Source organism: Pseudonocardia hierapolitana (assembly GCF_007994075.1).
GTDB classification, from domain to species: Bacteria; Actinomycetota; Actinomycetes; order Mycobacteriales; family Pseudonocardiaceae; genus Pseudonocardia; species Pseudonocardia hierapolitana.
In genome coordinates, this window is record NZ_VIWU01000001.1 from 1,966,834 (window position 1) to 1,984,700 (window position 17,867).

The 17,867-nt window shown below is 73.6% G+C and carries 12 protein-coding genes and 1 pseudogene; 3 read left to right on the forward strand and 10 right to left on the reverse strand.

The genetic code is table 11. From position 1 onward, the window contains the following. Positions 1-217 precede the first annotated feature (217 nt). The 8 genes and pseudogenes from FHX44_RS09240 to FHX44_RS09275 form a co-directional block, all read right to left on the reverse strand. Positions 218-1,624, reverse strand: a complete 1,407-nt coding sequence (locus tag FHX44_RS09240) for an MFS transporter (RefSeq protein WP_147255104.1) — start codon at positions 1,622-1,624, stop codon at positions 218-220. A gap of 66 nt (positions 1,625-1,690) precedes the next feature. Continuing rightward, positions 1,691-2,179 (reverse strand): MarR family winged helix-turn-helix transcriptional regulator, encoded by a 489-nt coding sequence (locus FHX44_RS09245; protein WP_147255105.1) that lies wholly within the window; start codon positions 2,177-2,179, stop codon positions 1,691-1,693. A gap of 62 nt (positions 2,180-2,241) precedes the next feature. After that, positions 2,242-2,697, reverse strand: a pseudogene (locus tag FHX44_RS09250) (FHA domain-containing protein); the annotation flags it as partial. 93 nt (positions 2,698-2,790) lie between these two features. Continuing rightward, a complete protein-coding gene (locus tag FHX44_RS09255; protein ID WP_212612394.1) occupies positions 2,791-3,492 on the reverse strand; it encodes an alpha/beta fold hydrolase in 702 nt (233 codons plus the stop codon). Next, positions 3,489-5,600, reverse strand: a complete 2,112-nt coding sequence (locus FHX44_RS09260) for a phage holin family protein (protein ID WP_147261029.1) — start codon at positions 5,598-5,600, stop codon at positions 3,489-3,491. Before FHX44_RS09260 ends, FHX44_RS09255 begins: the two co-directional genes overlap by 4 nt. Continuing rightward, a complete protein-coding gene (locus FHX44_RS09265; RefSeq protein WP_147255107.1) occupies positions 5,600-6,196 on the reverse strand; it encodes a DedA family protein in 597 nt (198 codons plus the stop codon). Before FHX44_RS09265 ends, FHX44_RS09260 begins: the two co-directional genes overlap by 1 nt. After that, the gene (locus FHX44_RS09270) at positions 6,193-7,002 is read right to left on the reverse strand and encodes an MBL fold metallo-hydrolase (protein WP_170308849.1); all 810 of its coding nucleotides are present in this window, start codon (positions 7,000-7,002) and stop codon (positions 6,193-6,195) included. The genes FHX44_RS09265 and FHX44_RS09270 overlap by 4 nt, the downstream gene beginning before the upstream one ends. A gap of 241 nt (positions 7,003-7,243) precedes the next feature. Next, the gene (locus FHX44_RS09275) at positions 7,244-8,578 is read right to left on the reverse strand and encodes an ATP-dependent 6-phosphofructokinase (RefSeq protein ID WP_147261031.1); all 1,335 of its coding nucleotides are present in this window, start codon (positions 8,576-8,578) and stop codon (positions 7,244-7,246) included. 241 nt (positions 8,579-8,819) lie between these two features. On the opposite strand from FHX44_RS09275, the gene FHX44_RS09280 reads away from it, so the two are divergent. Continuing rightward, positions 8,820-10,247: an MFS transporter gene (locus FHX44_RS09280; protein WP_246170284.1), complete on the forward strand. Its 1,428-nt coding sequence runs from the start codon at positions 8,820-8,822 to the stop codon at positions 10,245-10,247. A gap of 68 nt (positions 10,248-10,315) precedes the next feature. After that, the gene (locus FHX44_RS09285; RefSeq protein WP_147255109.1) at positions 10,316-10,774 is read left to right on the forward strand and encodes an NUDIX hydrolase; all 459 of its coding nucleotides are present in this window, start codon (positions 10,316-10,318) and stop codon (positions 10,772-10,774) included. Here FHX44_RS09285 and FHX44_RS09290 read toward each other — a convergent pair. Next, positions 10,698-11,063 (reverse strand): VOC family protein, encoded by a 366-nt coding sequence (locus FHX44_RS09290; RefSeq protein ID WP_147261032.1) that lies wholly within the window; start codon positions 11,061-11,063, stop codon positions 10,698-10,700. The two genes, FHX44_RS09285 and FHX44_RS09290, sit on opposite strands and share 77 nt — an antisense overlap. Before the next feature lie 163 nt (positions 11,064-11,226). Further along, a complete protein-coding gene (locus tag FHX44_RS09295) occupies positions 11,227-12,096 on the reverse strand; it encodes an alpha/beta fold hydrolase (RefSeq protein WP_246170285.1) in 870 nt (289 codons plus the stop codon). A gap of 115 nt (positions 12,097-12,211) precedes the next feature. Between FHX44_RS09295 and FHX44_RS09300 the strand changes: the two genes are divergently transcribed. After that, positions 12,212-17,845: an ATP-binding protein gene (locus tag FHX44_RS09300; RefSeq protein WP_281287882.1), complete on the forward strand. Its 5,634-nt coding sequence runs from the start codon at positions 12,212-12,214 to the stop codon at positions 17,843-17,845. Positions 17,846-17,867: the final 22 nt, after the last annotated feature.

A 17,867-nucleotide genomic window follows, 5' to 3' on the forward strand; every position in this document is an offset into this window, starting at 1 on the left:
TCCCGCACCTGCGTGCGAGCCCGTCCCGGTTGAGTAGCGGGGCAACTGACCTGTGGTCGCCCTACCAGGATCGATCATGCCGCGTTGATCGTTCCGAGACCACGCTGAGCGCCCTCGGCAGGGCGATTCGCCGCGTCTCGGATGGATCATGTGGCGTCGATACACGAACGGCGCTCTCGTCCAGGAGGCGTGGACGAGAGCGCCGCGCGATCGAGGCTCAGGCGTGGCGGCGCAGCACCGTCACCGTGACGGCGACGGCGGCGGCGACCGCGAGCGCGCTCGTGAAGAACGCCAGCTGGTAGCCGCTGGTCAGGGCCTCGATCGGGGAGGCGCCCGCGGCGGTGGCGGCATCGGTGCGGGCCGCGGCCAGCGCGGCGAGCACCGCCGTGCCCAGCGCACCACCGACCTGCTGGCTGGTGTTGGCCAGGCCGGAGGCGAGGCCTGCGTCCTCGGGCGTGGCGTCGGACATCATCAGCGTCGTGACGGCGGGCAGGGCGAGCCCTGCGCCGATGCCCAGCACGAGCATCGACGGGAGCACGTCGACCAGGTAGCTGCCGACCGGCGGGCGGGTGAGCAACAACAGGCCGGCCACGAGCAGGATCTCGCCTGCGAGCAGGACGGTCCGGGCCCCGGACCGCGCGATCAGCCGGCCGGACGCCGTGAGCGACACCAGCGCGATCGTGAGCGTGATCGGCAGCAGCGCGAACCCGGTCTGCGCCGGCGTGTACCCGAGCGCCTGCTGCAGGTAGAGCGCCGCGGTGAACTGGAAGCCGAGCATCCCCGCCACCATGAGCAGCTGCGCCACGTTGCCACCGGAGAGCGCCCGCGAGCGGAAGATCCCCAGCCGCACGAGCGGCTCGGTGGCACGCTGCTGGCGGACGACGAACCCGGCGAGCAGGGCCAGCGCGACCGCGGCCATTCCGAGCCGCACGCCCGCCCCCGAGGTGTCGACGATCGTGAACACGGCGAGCACCAGGCCTGCGGTGACCAGCAGCCCACCGAGCACGTCGGGGCGCGCGGAGCGATCGGCGGGAATGGCGGCGGCGACGTACCGCAACGCGAGCAGCACCGCTGCCACGCCGATCGGCACGTTGACGAGGAAGATCCACCGCCAGCCGACGGTGTCGGTGAGCACGCCGCCCAGCAGCGTGCCGATGGAGGCCCCCGCCGCGCCGACGAACGCGTAGACACCCATGGCCCGCGCCCGCTCCCCCGGCTCCGGGAAGAGCGCCACGACCATGCCGAGCACGACGGCGGAGGCCATCGCGGCCCCGATCCCCTGCACGAACCGCGCCGCGATGAGCATCGAGGCGTCGATCGCCAGCCCGCAGAGCAGCGAGGCCAGCACGAACAGCGTGAGGCCGCTGAGCAGCATCCGGCGCCGGCCGTAGAGATCGCCGAGCCGCCCGGCGAGCAGCAGCAGGCCGCCGAGGGGCACGAGGTAGGCGTTGACCGTCCAGGCCAGCCCCGCCGTCGTGAAACCCAGCTCGGCCTGCAGCACCGGCAGCGCGACGCTGGTGATCGTGCCGTCGAGAATGATCATGAGCATTGCGCCGCAGAGCACGGCGAGCGCGAGCCAGCGCGACGGTGCGGTTCGGGCGGTGGGAGCGGTCGACCTCGTCATGAGATGGACCGTAGCAGATAGTTTTTTAACAGACAATCCTAATTGAGACTGCCTGTTACGGGACGGTCAGGCGCCCCGCTTCCGGCGCGGCGCGTGCGGGTTCGGCTCGACGGCCGACAGCGGACCGTCGTGGGTGACCAGCTTCATCAGCGAGTCCAGCAGCACCGCGCGCTGCTCAGGGGTCAGCACGCCGAGCACCTCGGTGTAGAGGTCGTCGATCATGCCACGGGCCTTCGCCACGGCGTCGTCGCCCGCCTCCGTGGTGCGGACGATCCGCACCCGGCGGTCAGCAGGCGACGGCGTGCGTTCCGCCAGACCGGCCTTCTCGAGGTTGTCGCAGGTGACGACCATCGTGGTCTTGTCCAGCAGCGCCAGCTCCGCGAGCTCGCCCTGGGTGAACTCGTGGGCGCCGGCCTTCGAGAGCACGCAGTAGTCGCGCACGCTCATCCCCAGCTCGCCGAGCACGGTGCCCATCCGCGCGGAGAGGGCCTGGCTCGCCTTGTCGAACAGGTAGGAGAGGTCGGCCCGGATCTCGTCGTCGCTGCGCGTGTCCATGAAGCCAGAGTACAGACGATCCGTAACGGAACAATCCGAAACGGACCCTTCTGTCCACAGCTCTACCGCCGCACCGGGTCCTGCCGGCGCAGGAGCCAGGCCGCGACACCCAGCAGCACCGCGAGCTGCACGGCGAGCACGTCGCGTAGCCGCCCGATCGTCAGGCGGCCGGAGGTGACGAAGTGGACGGTGGTGTCCCGGCCGGGCCGCTGCGAGGGGCCCGCGGCGACGGGGATCGGAGGGGCCGTGTTCGGCGGCCCGGCCACAGCCGACGTCGAGCCGGCCCCCGTCGGAGCCGGCACGGGAGGGCCGGCCACGGGGTGCAGCGCGACCGTGGTGGCCCCGGTACCTCTACCGAGCCGCAGGACCACCGGACGGTCCAGCCGCAGCACGGTGATCCGGTCGTCGTCGAGGTAGGTGCCGTTGCTGGAGCTGTCGGTGAGCGTCCAGCCGTCCTCGGTGAGCTCGACGACGGCGTGCCGGCGCGATACGCGCGAGTGCGGCAGGTCGAGGTCGGCGTCCGGGCCACGCCGATGACGAACGGACGCCCCGCCGGCACGCGCACGCTGCCGCCTGCGTGGCGCGCACGTCCAGCCCCCCGGATTGCACCGCTAGCTCGTCAGCAGGTCCGCCGTCGCCCCGGGTGCACTGATCATGGCGTCGTGCCCGGCCGCCAGCTCCCGGAACTCCCAGCCCTCGCGCCGAGCGATCGCGTGGGCCGAGTGGACCGCTGGGTAGGCCGGGTCGGTGCATGCGATGTACGTGACGGGCCGGCCACCACCGAGCGGAGCGCGCAGCGGGAACGGCTCGGCGTAGGTGCGCACCGGGTGCGGCGTGAGCCTGCGGTCGACCCAGGCGATGTCCTCCGGCTCGGCCAGCCCGAACGCCGCACCAGCCGGAGGCGGGAACGCGACGTCGCCAGTGGCTTCCGCCGCTGCCCTGCGCGCGGCGGCCGACTCCGGCGGGAGCCCGTCGAATGCGGTCTGCCCCACCTCGACCACCAGCCCGTCCAGCAGCACGACCCGCCGCACTCGCTCCGGCGCCCGCTCCGCGACCGCGAGCGCGACGATTGCCCCGAAGCTGTGCCCCACCAGCACGACGTCGGTCAGCTCCTCGCTCTCCAGCACGCCCACGACGTCCTGGACGAGCGTGTCCGGGCCGATGTCGGCGCTGAGCAGATGGGCCCGCTCGCCGAAGCCGGTGAGCGTCGGCGTGAACACCTCGTGGCCGGCCTCCCGAAGCAGCCGGGCCACCCGTCGCCAGCACCACCCGCCGTGCCACGCCCCGTGGATCAGGACGAAGGAGTCACTCACACGGGCGATCCTCGCACGGCGCGCTGCGGCTCGGGGTGGCCCAGGTGGCGGAGCCAACCCCGCAGCACCCCGTGCAGGGCCTCGGCGCCGACGATCTCGTGGGGCGGCGGGAAATCGGTGGGGTACAGGAGGAATCCTCGGGACTGCGACCCGCCCAGTCCCCCGTGCGACCCCACGTGCGGTTCGAACGGCGAGGCCTCGTCGCGGACCGGGTCGTACCGGCTGTTGATCATCACGTCGGCGCAATGGGGGAAGGCGTCGACGCGACGCACCAGGTCGGCGGCGTGCGGGCCGTAGGGCACGAGCGGGTCGTCGCCGATGACGACGTCGGTGGCCAGCCTGCGCAGCCCGTCGCGCCCGAGCACGACGGGCCCGAACTCGGCGCTGCGCACCAGCACGAACCCGACGCCGGGATGGTCGACGAGCGAGGGCAGCAGCTCCGGGTACTCCCGCTCGATCGTCTCCAGCTCCACGCGGCCCTCGTGCTCGGTGAACGACACCATCGCGAGGTGGCCGGACGCGACGACCACGACCCCGGGCGCGACCCGCGCGACCGCGCCCGGCGCGCCGCTGGGCGTGCGCGGCCGGTCGGCGCCGCCCGCCCGCTCCACGCGGTCGCGCAGCCGGCGCGCGATCGGGCCGCCGACGGACGACGCCTCGGCGAGCACGGCGTCGACCTGCCAGCTCTCGGCGGTGCTGCTCGACTCCGAGTGCGCGCCGCGCCGCGGGTCCGGCTGCGGCTCCCCGCACAGCCGCCCGACCAGCGCCTCGACCGACTCGCCGAACCGGTCGGCGAAGGCCCAACCCTGGGTCTGCCCGTGGTCGGACAGCGCGACGATGTGGTAGCGCCGCGGGGCGAGCTGGGTGGCGCGGTGCAGCCTGCCGATCTGCCGATCGATCCCCCTGAGCACGGCGAGCGTGTCGAAGCGCTCGACGCCGGAGTGGTGGCCCACCTCGTCGTACCCCATGAAGTCGGCGTACACGACGGCCCGGCCGGCCATCATGTCCTCGATGACCGCCGAGACCACGACGTCCCGGGCGATCACCGTGGTGGCGGCACGGGCCAACGGGTAGAACCCGCCCCGGCTCACCCGCGGCCGCACGCCGGCGCGGCGCTGCCGCACCGCCGCCGAGATCTCGCGCCCGACGTCGACGAGCGCGCCGACGCCGCTGCGCAACGCGTTGGCGGGGTTGGCGAAGTAGGTGTAGTAGCCGGCGCCGACGCCGTCACGCCCGCGGCCGCGCCTGCCCGCCCCGCTGATCAGCGGCAACGCGCTCATCGTGAGGCTGGTGTGCGCGGCGTCGCCGGTGAACAGACTTGCCCTGGCCGCACCGTCGACGGCGAGCAGGCCGCACCCGTCGGAGTGGCGGCGCTCGATCTCCGCGGCGTCCTCCGGGCTCGAGCACACCATCATGTGGTCGCGGTCCTTCTCGTACCAGCGGAACCCGATGATGTCGTCGTTGTCGCCGTGCAGGATCCCGCAGACGCTCGCACCGGTCTGCGAGCTCCAGTCCGTGTGCCACGCGGCGAGCCCGTGGCTGCCGTCGTCGAGCATCCGGGCCACCGCGGGCATGTCACCGGTCCGGACGGCGCGCCGCAGCGTGTCGATGCCGAGCCCGTCGACCTGCAGCAGCAGCACGCCCGGTGGCATCGTCTCGTCGCCGGATGTGCCGCTGCGGGCGCCGCGGCGCGCGGCGCGACGGAAGAACAGCTCGTCCTCGTCGAGGCCCACCACGCTGCTCACGAGCGACCCGAGCGCCGCCACCGCGACGGCCACGACCACGGCCGTACCGAGGTCGGTGACCACCACGCCGGGCACCGCGAACGAGATCGCCAGCACGCCCGCGCCGAGCAGCAGGAACGAGCCGATGCCCAGCGTGAACACGGCAACCGGGAGCGCGACGCGCAGCACCAGCGGCCACACCACCGCGCTCAGCACGCCGAAGAGCAGCGCGCACACCGTCGGCTGCCACCACTCGGGCATCGAGAAGCCGGTGAGCCACGTGTCGAGCAGGTTCAGGGCACCGACCGCGAGCACCCACACGAGCACCACGCGCGCGACGACCCGCCCACCGCGCAGGAGCCGCCCGCCGCCCGCAGGCACCATCACCGCACGACCCCGGACCGAGCCCGCCTGCGCCGCAGCCACGTGGACACGAGCGAGCCGACCCCGGCGAGTACCAGCACGAACAACGCCGCCAGGATCGTGGCAGGCACCGGGTCGTCGAACAGCCCTCCGGACAGCACGCCCAGCGCGGCGTAGGCGATCGCCCAGAGCACGCAGCCGAGGGTGGCTGCCGGCACGAGGCGCCGCCACGGGTACTCGAGCGCCCCCGCGGCGAGCAGCACGGGGATCCGGCCCGCCGGCACCAACCGTCCGACGATGATGAGCACGCCGCCCCTGCGCTCGAACTGCGCCCGCGCCGCCGCCAGTCGTTCCGGCGACTGCCGCCCGGTGACCCACCGCTGGGCGGCGGAGCTTCCCGCGTGGGCGACGGCGAACGTGGCGACATCGCCGAGCAGCGCCCCGATGACGGACAGCAGGAGCACGAGCGGGAGCGACATGCTGCCGCTGGAGACGGCGACCGCGGCGGCGGCGCCCACGACCGCACCGGTGGGCACGATCGGCACGATCGAACCGATCAGCACGCCCCCGAAGAGCGCGGAGTAGCCGAGCGCGGACGGGTCCGTCCATCCGGTCATCGCGCCACCGGCCGCGCTCCGTCCAGCGCCACCGCGGCACCCGGCTCCGTGACGAGCACCTGCGTGCGCTCCCCCGCCGCGGCCACGGCAGCGGCGAACCGGCGCGGCGGTTCGACGAGCAGCTTGCGCATCCGCGCGCCGATCCGCCCGGGCAGCTGCGGCATGCCGCTCACGGCGAGCGTGCCCCAGTGGACCGGCACGGCCACCCGCGGGCGCAGCAGCCCGACCGCCTCGGCGGCGCGGTGCGGGTCGAGGTGACCCGGCCCGAGCGAGAGTCCCCACCCCCACACCGGCAGCAGGGCGGCGGCGAGCGGACCGAAGCCGGCCATGCCGGGGAACAGGTCCGTGTCGCCCGCCGCGTAGACCCGGTGCCCACCGGACTCGACGACGTGTCCCATCGCCACGGCCTGCGGCCCCCGGGTGGAGCGCGGCCCGAACCGGTGCCCGCTGTGGGCAGCAGGCACCCCGTGCACCCGCAGGGCGCCGTGCTCGAGCTCCTCGCCAGGGGCGAGCTCGTCGACGTTGCGGATGCCATGCCCGCGCAGCCACCGGCCGGCCCCCCGCGGTACCACCACACGCGCCGTGCGCGGCAACAGGCGCAACGACGGCAGGTGCAGGTGATCGCTGTGCAGGTGGGACAGCAGCACCAGGTCGGTGTCGGCGAAGTGGGCGCGGTCGGGCGGCGGGCTCGTCCGGCGCAACGGGCCGACGCGGCCGGTGAGCACCGGGTCGGTGAGCACGACGGACCCGGCCATCTCCAGCCGCACGGTGGAGTGACCGAGGAAGTGCATCGCGAGCCCGCGCACGGCCCCAGTATCGCCGGTCGCGGTCACGAACGGTCCACGCCGCCTCCTCACACCCCGGCGCCGCCCACGCTCCCCGTCGACGGGGGCGTCGCCGCACACCGGGGCGCGCCGATGAAAGGCGTGCGTGCCGCCGGTCAGGGCGGCCGTGCACGCGACCCATCTCCGTCCATGCGACCCGTCGACCGGCGCATGGCGGCACACGGGGAGCGTCTGCCGGACCCCGAGGCGAGGAGGCGTGCCGTCAGCCGAAGCGCGCGGGCTGGCCGGTGGACTCCAGCACCGCCATCCACAGGTCACCGTGCGGGTCGACCTGGTTGCGCCGGCTCACGGCCACGTGCATCGGGATGTGCACGAACCGGCGCCGGTAGCGGCCCACCACCATCTCGGTGCGCCCGGACATCGCCGCGTGCACCGCCGCCTGCGACAGCCGCACGCAGTACACGGAGTCGTACGGGTTGGCCGGCACGCTGCGGATCGCGTAGCTCGGGTCGATGTAGCGGATCGACGTCTCGATGCCCGCGTCGGAGAAGTGGTCGGCGATGCGCCGCCGCAACCAGGGGCCGATGTCCTGCAGCCGCGCGTTGCCCGACGCGTCCCGGGCGTCCTCGTCGACCCCGCCGAGCAGCTCCTGGCCCGCGCCCTCGGCCACGACCACCACCGCGTGCCCCCGCTCGGACACCCGCCGCCGCACGTGTGCGAGCAGTCCGTGCTCGCCGTCCAGCGCGAACGGGACCTCCGGGATCAGCACGGCGTCGGCGCCGCTGCGGGCCAGCGCCGCGTAGCAGGCGATGAACCCGGAGTGGCGCCCCATCAGCTTGACGAGGCCGATCCCGTTGGCCGTGGACTTGGCCTCGACCTGCGCGGCCCGGATGGCGTCGCTGGCCAGGCTGAACGCGGTCTGGAAGCCGAAGCTCTGGTCGATGTAGGGGATGTCGTTGTCGATCGTCTTCGGGATGCCGACGACGGCGATCAGGAGGCCGCGATCGGCGATCGTGCGTGCGATCTGCATGGCCCCGCGCATCGACCCGTCGCCGCCCACGACGAACAGGACGTTGATGTGCAGCCGCTCCAGGCAGTCGACGATCTCGTCGGGGTCCTGGGGCCCGCGCGAGGTGCCGAGCACGGTGCCGCCGTCGGTGGCGATGTCACGCACGGATTCGGGGGTGAGGTCGACGACGTCGTGGCCGTACCGGGGCACGAACCCCTGGTAGCCGTTGCGGATGCCCACCACCCGGCGCACCCGGTAGTGGTAGGTCAGCGTGCGGACCAGTCCGGCGATCACGTCGTTGAGCCCCGGGCACAGGCCGCCGCAGGTGACGATCGCCGCGCGCGTCTTCGCCGGATCGAAGAAGATCTTCCGACGCGGGCCGCACGGCTCCATGCCAGGCAGCTGGTCCGGTGCCACACCGCGGGCGGAGATGCCGGTGAGCGTGTCGTCGAGCAGTACGCGGTCGTTCTCGTTGATGTAGTGCTCGGTGGTCCGGGTGGCGTCCAGCAGGGTCGCCATCGGGGACGTGATGCGGGCGGGTCCCAGCGTGTTGATCGTGAGGTCGGGCGTCGGCTCGAGGCGGGGCAGCTCGACGACGGAGGCCTCGTGCCCCGGTCCGTCGTGCTCCCCGTCATGAGCTTCGGAGAAGGCGGTGCTCACGGCGCTCCCTGCATCGGCAGCAAGGTCGGCCACGCCGCGGCGCTGGGACGGTGGCCCTCTTGACCGGTACAGGATGCCTGCTCACGTCCCCGCGGACCAGCCCGATCCCCGAGGTGTTCCCGATTCCACAAGCTTGCGAATGCCAACGACCCCGTGCTCATCTGATGTGGTGACCTCCCCACGCCCGACGGTCGTCATCGGCGTGCTCGCGTCGTGCGGGTTGGCCGTCTCGCTGATGCAGACCCTGGTCGTCCCGCTGCTCCCGCAGTTCCCGCGGCTGCTGTCGGCCTCGCCTGCGACGGTGGCGTGGCTGGTCACGGCCACGCTGGTGGCCGCGGCCGTCTGCGCTCCGGTCATGGGTCGGCTCGGTGACATGTACGGCAAGCGCCGGATCCTGCTCGCCGGGCTCGGCATCGTGACGGTGGGGTCGGCGCTCGGTGCCGCCGCCCCGAACGTCGGCGTGCTCATCGCCGCACGGGCGCTGCAGGGCGTGGCGATGGGCGTGATCGCGCTCGGGATCAGCGTGATGCGCGACGTGCTCCCACCGGAGCGGGTGGGCAGCGGGATCGCCCTGATGAGCTCGTCGCTGGGGATCGGAGGGGCGATCGGGCTGCCGCTCACGGGCTTCGTCGCGCAGCAGGCGAGCTGGCGGTGGCTCTTCGCCGGGGCCGCGGTGCTCGGCGCCGTGCAGGTCCTGCTCGTGCTCATCGTCGTGCGCGAGTCGCCGCTGCGCTCCGGCGGCCGGTTCGACCTGGCGGGGGCGGTCGGCCTGTCGGCGGCACTCGTCTGCCTGCTGCTCGCGATCTCGAAGGGCAACGAGTGGGGCTGGGGCAGCGCGGCCGTGCTCGGGCTGCTCGTCGCGGCCGCCGTCCTGTTCGCGCTGTGGGTCGCATGGGAGCTTCGATCGCGCCGACCGCTGGTCGACCTGCGGCTCTCCGCCCGCCCCGCCGTGCTGTGGACGAACGTCGCCTCGATCGTGATCGGCTTCGGGATGTTCGCGGGCTTCCTCGTGACGACCCAGATCCTGCAGGCCCCGGTCGCCACCGGGTACGGCTTCGGCCTCTCGCTGGTGGCGGCGGGCCTCGTTCTGCTGCCGATCGGCGGGGCGATGACGATCTTCTCCCCGGTGTCGGCCAGGGTCTCGCGGCGGCGCGGCGCGCGCACCACGCTGGTGCTCGGCGCGACGATCCTCGCGCTGGGCAACGTCCTGATGGCCACGCTCCCCGGATCGCTCCCGCTGATCGTGGCGGCGTCCACCACCACGGCGATCGGCGCCGCGCTGGCCTACTCCGCGATCCCGCTGCTCATCATGGACGGCGTTCCGCCCGGCGAGACCGCGGCCGCCAACAGCCTCAACACGCTGATGCGGATGCTCGGCACGTCGTCGTGCAGCTCGTTCGTCGCGGCCATCGCCACCGGGCTGACGACCTCCGTCGCCGGCCAGACCCTGCCCGCCGCGGCCGCGTACAGGGTGATCTACCTGGCCGCCGCGGGCGCCGCCGCCATCGGCGCCACGATCGCCGCTCTCACCCCGCGCGCCGCCTCGACCGACGCCCTCCCCGACACGGCCACGGCGAGCCCGGCCCGGGCCGCTTGAGCTCACCCCGCGCGGCGTTGGTGGCTCGCGCGAGCCTGACGCGATCACCTCGATGACACGATGAGGTCGTGCCGTCCACGTTCCCGATCTCCGTCAAGGGGGTCGTGCTCGCCCCTGCTGAGCGAGTGCTGCTGCTCAGGAACGACCGTGCCGAGTGGGAGCTCCCCGGCGGCCGGATCGAGATCGGCGAGACCCCCGAGGAGTGCGTCGCCCGGGAGATCCTCGAGGAGACGGGGTGGAGGGTGCGCACCGGGCCGATCCTCGACAGCTGGATGTACTGGATCGCCGCCGCCGGGAAGCACGTCTTCGTCGTCACCTACGGCTGCTACCCGGAGAGCGATGTCGAGCCGGTGGTCTCCCACGAGCACGAGGAGATCGGGCTCTTCAGCCCGAGCGAGACCGACGGGCTGAACCTTCCCGACGGCTACCGCCGCTCCATCGCGACGTGGCTCAGCGCAGGTCGCGGCGGATCGGGTGGTCCTCCGGCACCTGCACCAGAACGATGCGGGTGCCGTCCGGATCGGTGATCCACATCTCGTGCAGCCCCCACGGCTCCTGCCGCGGCTCGCGCACGACGTGGTCGGCCAGCTCGCGGTGGGCCGCGGCGAGGTCGCGGACCTGCAGCCAGAGCGCGACCGCGGGGCTGGCCGGGGCGTCCGCGCTCCCGGAGAGCTCCAGGAAGCCGCCGCCGAGGAAGAACACGGTGCCACCGGGGAACTCGCGGGCGATCGCGAGCCCGAGCACGTCGCGGTAGAACGTGAGGCTGCGCTGCATGTCGAGGGGCCGCAGCAGCACCCGTCCGGCCAGGATCTCCATAGTGCCCCCCATCGCGTGCTCGGTGCGTGTATCGGCGGATCCAGGTTTCTGCTGGGTGTGCCGGCGGACCGGCCTCGTACTGGCGTACTCGGCCGGTTCGGCGGTGCGCCCAGCGGGAAGCTGGGCCGTTGAGATGCGTGCTGGGTACGCGATGGGGGGCACTTTAGGACGAGTGGTCGGTGACGTGCTCGAGGACGAGCTCCGCCAGCCGGTCGGGGGCCTCGTCGGGGATCCAGTGGCTCACGCCCCGCAGCTCGGCGTACCGGAACGGGCCGGCGACGTACCTCCGCACCAGCTCGGTGGACTGCCGGGTGAGCGCGGTATCGCCGTCGCTCCAGACGAACAGCGTGGGCACCCGCACCGGCGGGTCCGGGTCGCCGATGGGCCCGGAGAACATGCCTCGGTACCAGTTGATCGCGGCCGTGAGCGCGGCCCGGTCGGCGAGGCCTGCCGCGTCGCGCTGCGCCGCCGCCTTCGACTGGCCGGTGCGGCGCAGCGCCGCCACGAACCTCCGCGAGAACGGGCCTCCGTTCGCGGCGAGCAGCCGTTCGGGCAGCCAGGGCAGCTGGAAGGCGTAGACGTACCAGGACGCGAGCCCCTGCCGCGTCGTCAGGAGCGAGCGCAGGTAGGCCGCGGGCGGGGGCACCGACACGGCGGACAGCGTGCGGAGCCGCTCGCCGTGCCGGGCCGCGAGCCGCCATGCGACGGCGGCGCCCCAGTCGTGGCCGACGATGTGCACGCGCGCGGCAGGGTCGACCAGCTGGTCCACCACCGCGAGCGCGTCGTCCACCATCTCCCCCAGCCGGTAGGCGTCCCGGCCCGTCGGGCGGGCGCGCGGCGAGTAGCCGCGCTGGTCGGGGGCCAGCGTGCGGTAGCCGCGCTCCGCGAGCCGGGTGGCGACGGCGTGCCATGACTCGCCCCGCTGCGGGAACCCGTGCAGCAGCAGGACCGGATCGCCGCCCGGTGGGCCCAGCTCGTGCACGTCGAACGTCAGACCGTCCCGGTTCGCCGCACGCACAGAGCCGTTGAGCACCGCCACATTCTGCCCGCCGTCCCCCGCCTGTCGGTTGTGCGGCGCGGGTGGCGTCGAGTTGGGTGGGCGCGGCGTACGGTGCATCGGGCCACCAGCGACGGGAGTGAAGAAGATCGTGACGCAGTTCCAGCGGGTCGCCATCGTCAACCGCGGCGAGCCGGCGATGCGCCTCATCCACGCGGTGCGCGAGTGGAACGCACAACTGACCGGCGGGAACGGGGCGGCACCGCTGCGCACGATCGCGCTCTACACGGCGGTCGACCGGCACGCCATGTTCGTCCGGGAAGCCGACGAGGCGGTGCTGATCGGCCCCGAGGACCCGGAACAGGCGTTCGCGACGAGCCCCTACCTCGACTACGCGGAGCTGGAGCGCGGGCTGCGCGCCGCCCGCGCCGACGCCGTGTGGCCCGGCTGGGGCTTCGTCTCCGAGAAGGCCGAGTTCGCCCGGCTGTGCCGCGAGCTCGGGATCGTGTTCGTCGGCCCGTCGCCCGAGGTGATGGAACGGCTCGGCGACAAGATCGCGTCGAAGCTGCTGGCCGAGGAGGTCGGCGTGCCCATGGCCGCGTGGAGCGGCGGGCCGGTCGCCGATCTCGCCGCGGCCCGCGAGCACGCCGAGCGGATCGGTTACCCCCTCATGGTCAAGGCGACGGCGGGCGGCGGCGGGCGCGGCATCCGCCGCGTCGACTCCGCCGAGCAGCTGGCCGAGGCGTTCGAGCGGGCGAGCTCGGAGGCGTCGAAGACCGCGGGCGATGCGACCGTGTTCCTGGAGCGGGCCATCCGCGGTGGCCGCCACGTCGAGGTGCAGGTCGTGGCCGACGCGAGCGGCGACGTCTGGACGCTCGGCGTGCGCGACTGCTCGGTGCAGCGGCGCAACCAGAAGGTGATCGAGGAGTCGGCGTCCACCGCGCTCGACGCCGAGCAGGAGCAGCTGCTGCGCACCTCGGCCGCGCGGCTGGTGCAGGCGGCGGGCTACGTCAACGCGGGCACCGTCGAGTTCCTGTACGAGCCGGGCGAGCGCCTGCTGTCGTTCCTCGAGGTCAACACGCGGCTGCAGGTGGAGCACCCGGTCACGGAGGCCACCACCGGCGTCGACATCGTCAAGTTGCAGCTGCACGTCGCCGCGGGCGGCAAGCTCGCCGACATCGCGCCGGGGGCCCCGCCTGCCCGCGGGCACGCGATCGAGGCCCGGCTCACCGCTGAGGACCCCGAGCAGGGCTTCGCCCCCGCGCCGGGCCGGATCGAGCACCTCGCGCTGCCCAGCGGCCCCGGTGTCCGGGTGGACACCGGCGTGGCCACCGGGGACGTGATCCCGCCGCAGTTCGACTCCATGATCGCCAAGGTGATCGCGTGGGGCCGCGACCGCGACGAGGCGCGGGCCCGCCTGCACCGCGCGCTCAAGCAGACCGCCGCCGTGATCGACGGCGGCACCACCAACAAGGCGTTCCTGCTCGACCTGCTCGACCGTCCCGAGGTCCGGGCGGGCGAGCTCGACACCACCTGGCTCGACATGATGATGGCCGCCGGCTACGAGCCGCCGCGGCGCCTGGACGTCGCGCTGCTCGCCACGGCGGTGGAGGCGCAGGACGCGCACGTGGCGCGCCAGCGCGAGCGGCTGTTCGCCTCGGCCGAGCGGGGACGCCCCGAGGTGGGGCACGAGACCTGGTACCAGGTGGACGTCCGGGCCGCGGGCGAGTCGTACCGGCTGCGCGTGGCGCAGTCGCGCGGCACCCGCTACCACGTGGAGCTGGACGGCAAGGCCGTCGACGTCGACGCGGAGCGCACCGGCCGGTTCGAGCGCAAGCTCACCGTCGCGGGGCAGTCCTACACGGTGCTCTCCGTACCGCAGGGCTCGGACTTCCTCGTCGAGGTCGACGGCGCCGTGCACCGGATCTCCGGCGGCGAGGCCGGGCTCGTGCGCGCGCCCGCCCCCGCGATGATCGTCTCGATCCCGGTGGCGCCGGGCGACGCCGTCGAGGCGGGCGACGTCGTGGCCGTCGTGGAGAGCATGAAGCTGGAGACGGCGCTGCGCGCGCCCGTCAGCGGCCGCGTGCGTGAGGTGCTCGTCGCGGCGAACACCCAGGTGGACGGCGGCACCAAGCTGGTCCGCCTCGAACCCGACGGCGACATCGGCGGTTCGACGGGCGGCGACCGGGCCGACTTCGCCGAGCTGGCCGGACCGCCGGTCATCGGGTCCGACGCGGCCGCGCGGGCGGACGACGCGCTCCGGTCGCTCCGGTTCCTGGTACTGGGCTACGACATCGACGAGCGCGACGCCCACCCGCTCCTCGCGGCACTCTCCTCCGCCCGCGCGCAGCTCCCCCCGGACGACCCGGGGGTGCTCGCGGGCGAGACCGCCGTGTTGCGCATCTTCGCCGACATGTGCGCGCTCTCGCGCAACCGGCGCGGCCCCGAGGACGAGACGCAGCAGGTCGACCCGGCCGGTGAGGAGGCACGGAACCCGCAGGAGTACCTGTACGCGTTCCTGCGCTCGCGCGACGCCGACGCCGAGGGCCTGCCGGAGTCGTTCCGCGACAAGCTGCGCCGGGCACTGGGGCATTACGGCGTGCCGGAGCTGACGCCGTCGGACACCGTCTCGGCCGACGCGCTGCACAGCGCGCTGTACCGGATGTTCCTCGCGCACCGCCGGGCCACCGCGCACGTGCCGGTGGTGCTGGAGCTCCTCGAATGGCGGCTGAGCCATCCCGACTCGCTCCCGCCCGCCGCGCGCGTCGACTACCAGCGCATGCTCGACCGGCTCGTCACGGCCACCCAGCTGCGGCACCCGGTGGTCGGCAGCCTGGCCCGGCGCGTGCGCTACACCTTGTTCGACGCACCGCTGATCGCGGCCGAGCGCGCCGCGGGCCAGGCCGAGGTGCGGGCGGAGCTCGACCGGCTGTCGGACGACCCCGCGGTGCGGGCGCAGCAGATCGACACCATCGTGTCCGCGGGCGAGCCCATCCTCGGGGTCTTCGGCGCGCAGCACCACGCTGCGATGCTCGAGGTGATGACGCGGCGCTACTACCGCATCCGCACCCTGTGCGACCTGCAGGTCACCGACCGCGGCGGGCGTCCGCTGCTGACGGCCGCCTACGAGCACGAGGGCCGGGAGCTCACCGTGCTCGCCACCACCGTGCACACCGCGCCCGACGCGCCGGCGTGGGGCGAACCGATGGCCGTGCAGGGAGACCTGAGGCGGATCATCGCGCAGCTGCCCGACGAGAGCAGGGTGCTGCTCGACCTCTACATCATCGCCGGGGAGGCGCCCGACGCCGACCCGGAGCGCTCGTCGGAGAAGATCCGCGCGATGCTCGGTCGGCTGCCGGAGCGGCTCGCCCGCGTCGCGGTGGCGGTGCGCCGCCCGCGCGGGGACGAGCGGTCGGCGTGGTTCACGTTCACGGCGGGTCCGGACCGGCGGCCGGTCGAGGACCGGACGCTGCGCGGCGTGCACCCGATGGTCGCCGAGCGGCTCGGGCTGTGGCGCCTCGCCGACTTCGAGCTCACCCGCCTGCCGTCGCCGATCGACGTGCACCTGTTCCGCGCCGTCGGCCGCAACGTGCCCGACGACAAGCGGCTCATCGCGCTGTCGGACGTCCGTGAGCTCACCATCCTGCGCAACGGCGAGGACGGCAGTGTCAATGGCTCCGCTGGCGCTCCGCACAGTGGCCGGATCCGCGCCCTGCCCCAGCTGGAGCAGGTGCTCGACTCCTGCCTCGACGCCATCCGCTCGGCGCGCGCCGCGAGCCGGGAGGACGCGCGACTGGACTGGAACCGGGTGCTGCTCTACGTCTGGCCGGTCGTGGACGTGCCGCTGGAGGAGCTCGACTCGGTCGTCCACGTGCTGGCCCCACGCACCGTCGGGCTGGGCCTGGAGCAGGTGCTCGTCCAGTTCCGGCACGTGGGCGACGGCAGCGGGGAGCCGCGCGAGTTCCTCCTGCGCATGTCGCGGCCGCCGGGGGCCGGGCTGACCGTGCAGGTCACCGAGCCGCCCACGGAGCCGATGCGCGAGCTCGACGCGTACGCGCAGAAGGTGATCCGGGCGCGGCGGCGCGGCGCGGTCTACCCGTACGAGCTGGTGCCGATGCTGCTGCGCAACCCGGACCGCGGCGGGCCGACCGGCGGGTTCACCGAGTACGACCTCGGCCCGGACGGCGCGCCGGTGGTCGTGGAGCGCCCGCCGGGGCAGAACACGGCCAACATCGTGCTCGGAACCGTCACCACGCCGACGCAGCGCTACCCGGAGGGCATGACCCGCGTCGTGCTCATCGGCGACCCGACCAAGGCCCTCGGCGCGCTCGCCGAGCCCGAGTGCGCCCGCGTGCTCGCCGCGATCGAGCTCGCACGGCGGCTCGACGCGCCGATCGAGTGGTTCGCGGTGTCGGCCGGCGCGAAGATCGCCATGGACTCCGGCGTGGAGAACATGGACTGGATCGCGCGGGCCCTGCGCGGGATCGTCGAGTTCACGCAGGAGGGCGGCGAGATCAACGTCGTCGTCACCGGCATCAACGTCGGCGCCCAGCCGTACTGGAACGCCGAGGCCACGATGCTCATGCACACCAAGGGCATCCTGGTGATGACGCCGGACAGCGCGATGGTGCTCACCGGCAAGCAGAGCCTCGACTACTCCGGCGGTGTCTCCGCGGAGGACAACTTCGGCATCGGCGGCTACGACCGGATCATGGGCCCGAACGGGCAGGCCCAGTACTGGGCGCCGGACCTGTCCGGCGCCGTGGACGTGCTGCTCGCCCACTACGAGCACACCTACCGCGCGCCCGGCGAGCGGTTCCCCCGGCCCGCACCCACGAGCGACCCGGTGGACCGCGACATCTCCGGCTCGCCGCACTCCGGCCCCGGCTGCGATTTCGCGACCGTCGGGGAGGTCTTCTCCGCCAACCCGGAGCGCAAGAAGCCGTTCGACATCCGCTCGCTGCTGCGTGCGGTCTCCGACGCCGACCACCCCACGCTCGAGCGCTGGATCGACATGATCGACGCCGACGGCGTGGTCGTGCTCGACGCGCACCTGGGCGGGCAGCCGATCTGCCTGATCGGCGTCGAGTCCCGGCCGCTGCCCCGGCGCGGGCCGCTGCCGATGGACGGGCCGACCACGTTCACGGCGGGCACGCTGTTCCCGAAGTCGTCGAAGAAGATGGCCCGCGGGATCAACGCCGCGAGCGGCAACCGCCCGCTGGTGATCCTCGCCAACCTCTCCGGCTTCGACGGCTCCCCCGAGTCGCTGCGCCAGATGCAGCTGGAGTACGGCGCCGAGATCGGCCGGGCGGTCGTCAACTTCGACGGTCCGATCGTGTTCTGCGTGGTCTCCCGCTACCACGGCGGAGCGTTCGTGGTGTTCAGCGGAACGCTCAACGACAACATGGAGGTCGCCGCCGTCGAGGGCTCCTACGCCTCGGTGATCGGCGGGGCGCCTGCCGCGGCCGTCGTGTTCGCAGGCGAGGTCAACAAGCGCACCGCCGCCGACCCGCGCATCGCCGACCTGGAGGCCCGCATCGCCGAGGCCCGCCAGAACGGCGCCGAGGAGGAGGCCGCGCGGCTCACCAACGAGCTCGCGACGCTGCGCCCCGGCGTGCGGGCTGAGGTGCTCGGGAAGGTGGCCGACGAGTTCGACGCCGCGCACAGCGTCGAACGCGCCCAGCGGGTGGGCTCGGTGGACGTGATCGTCCCGGCCACCGGCCTGCGCCCGTACCTGGCCGACGCCGTCCGACGGGGAATGGAGAAGGCCGGCAGCCATCGCTGACCCCGCGAGTCGCGGTGTGAGT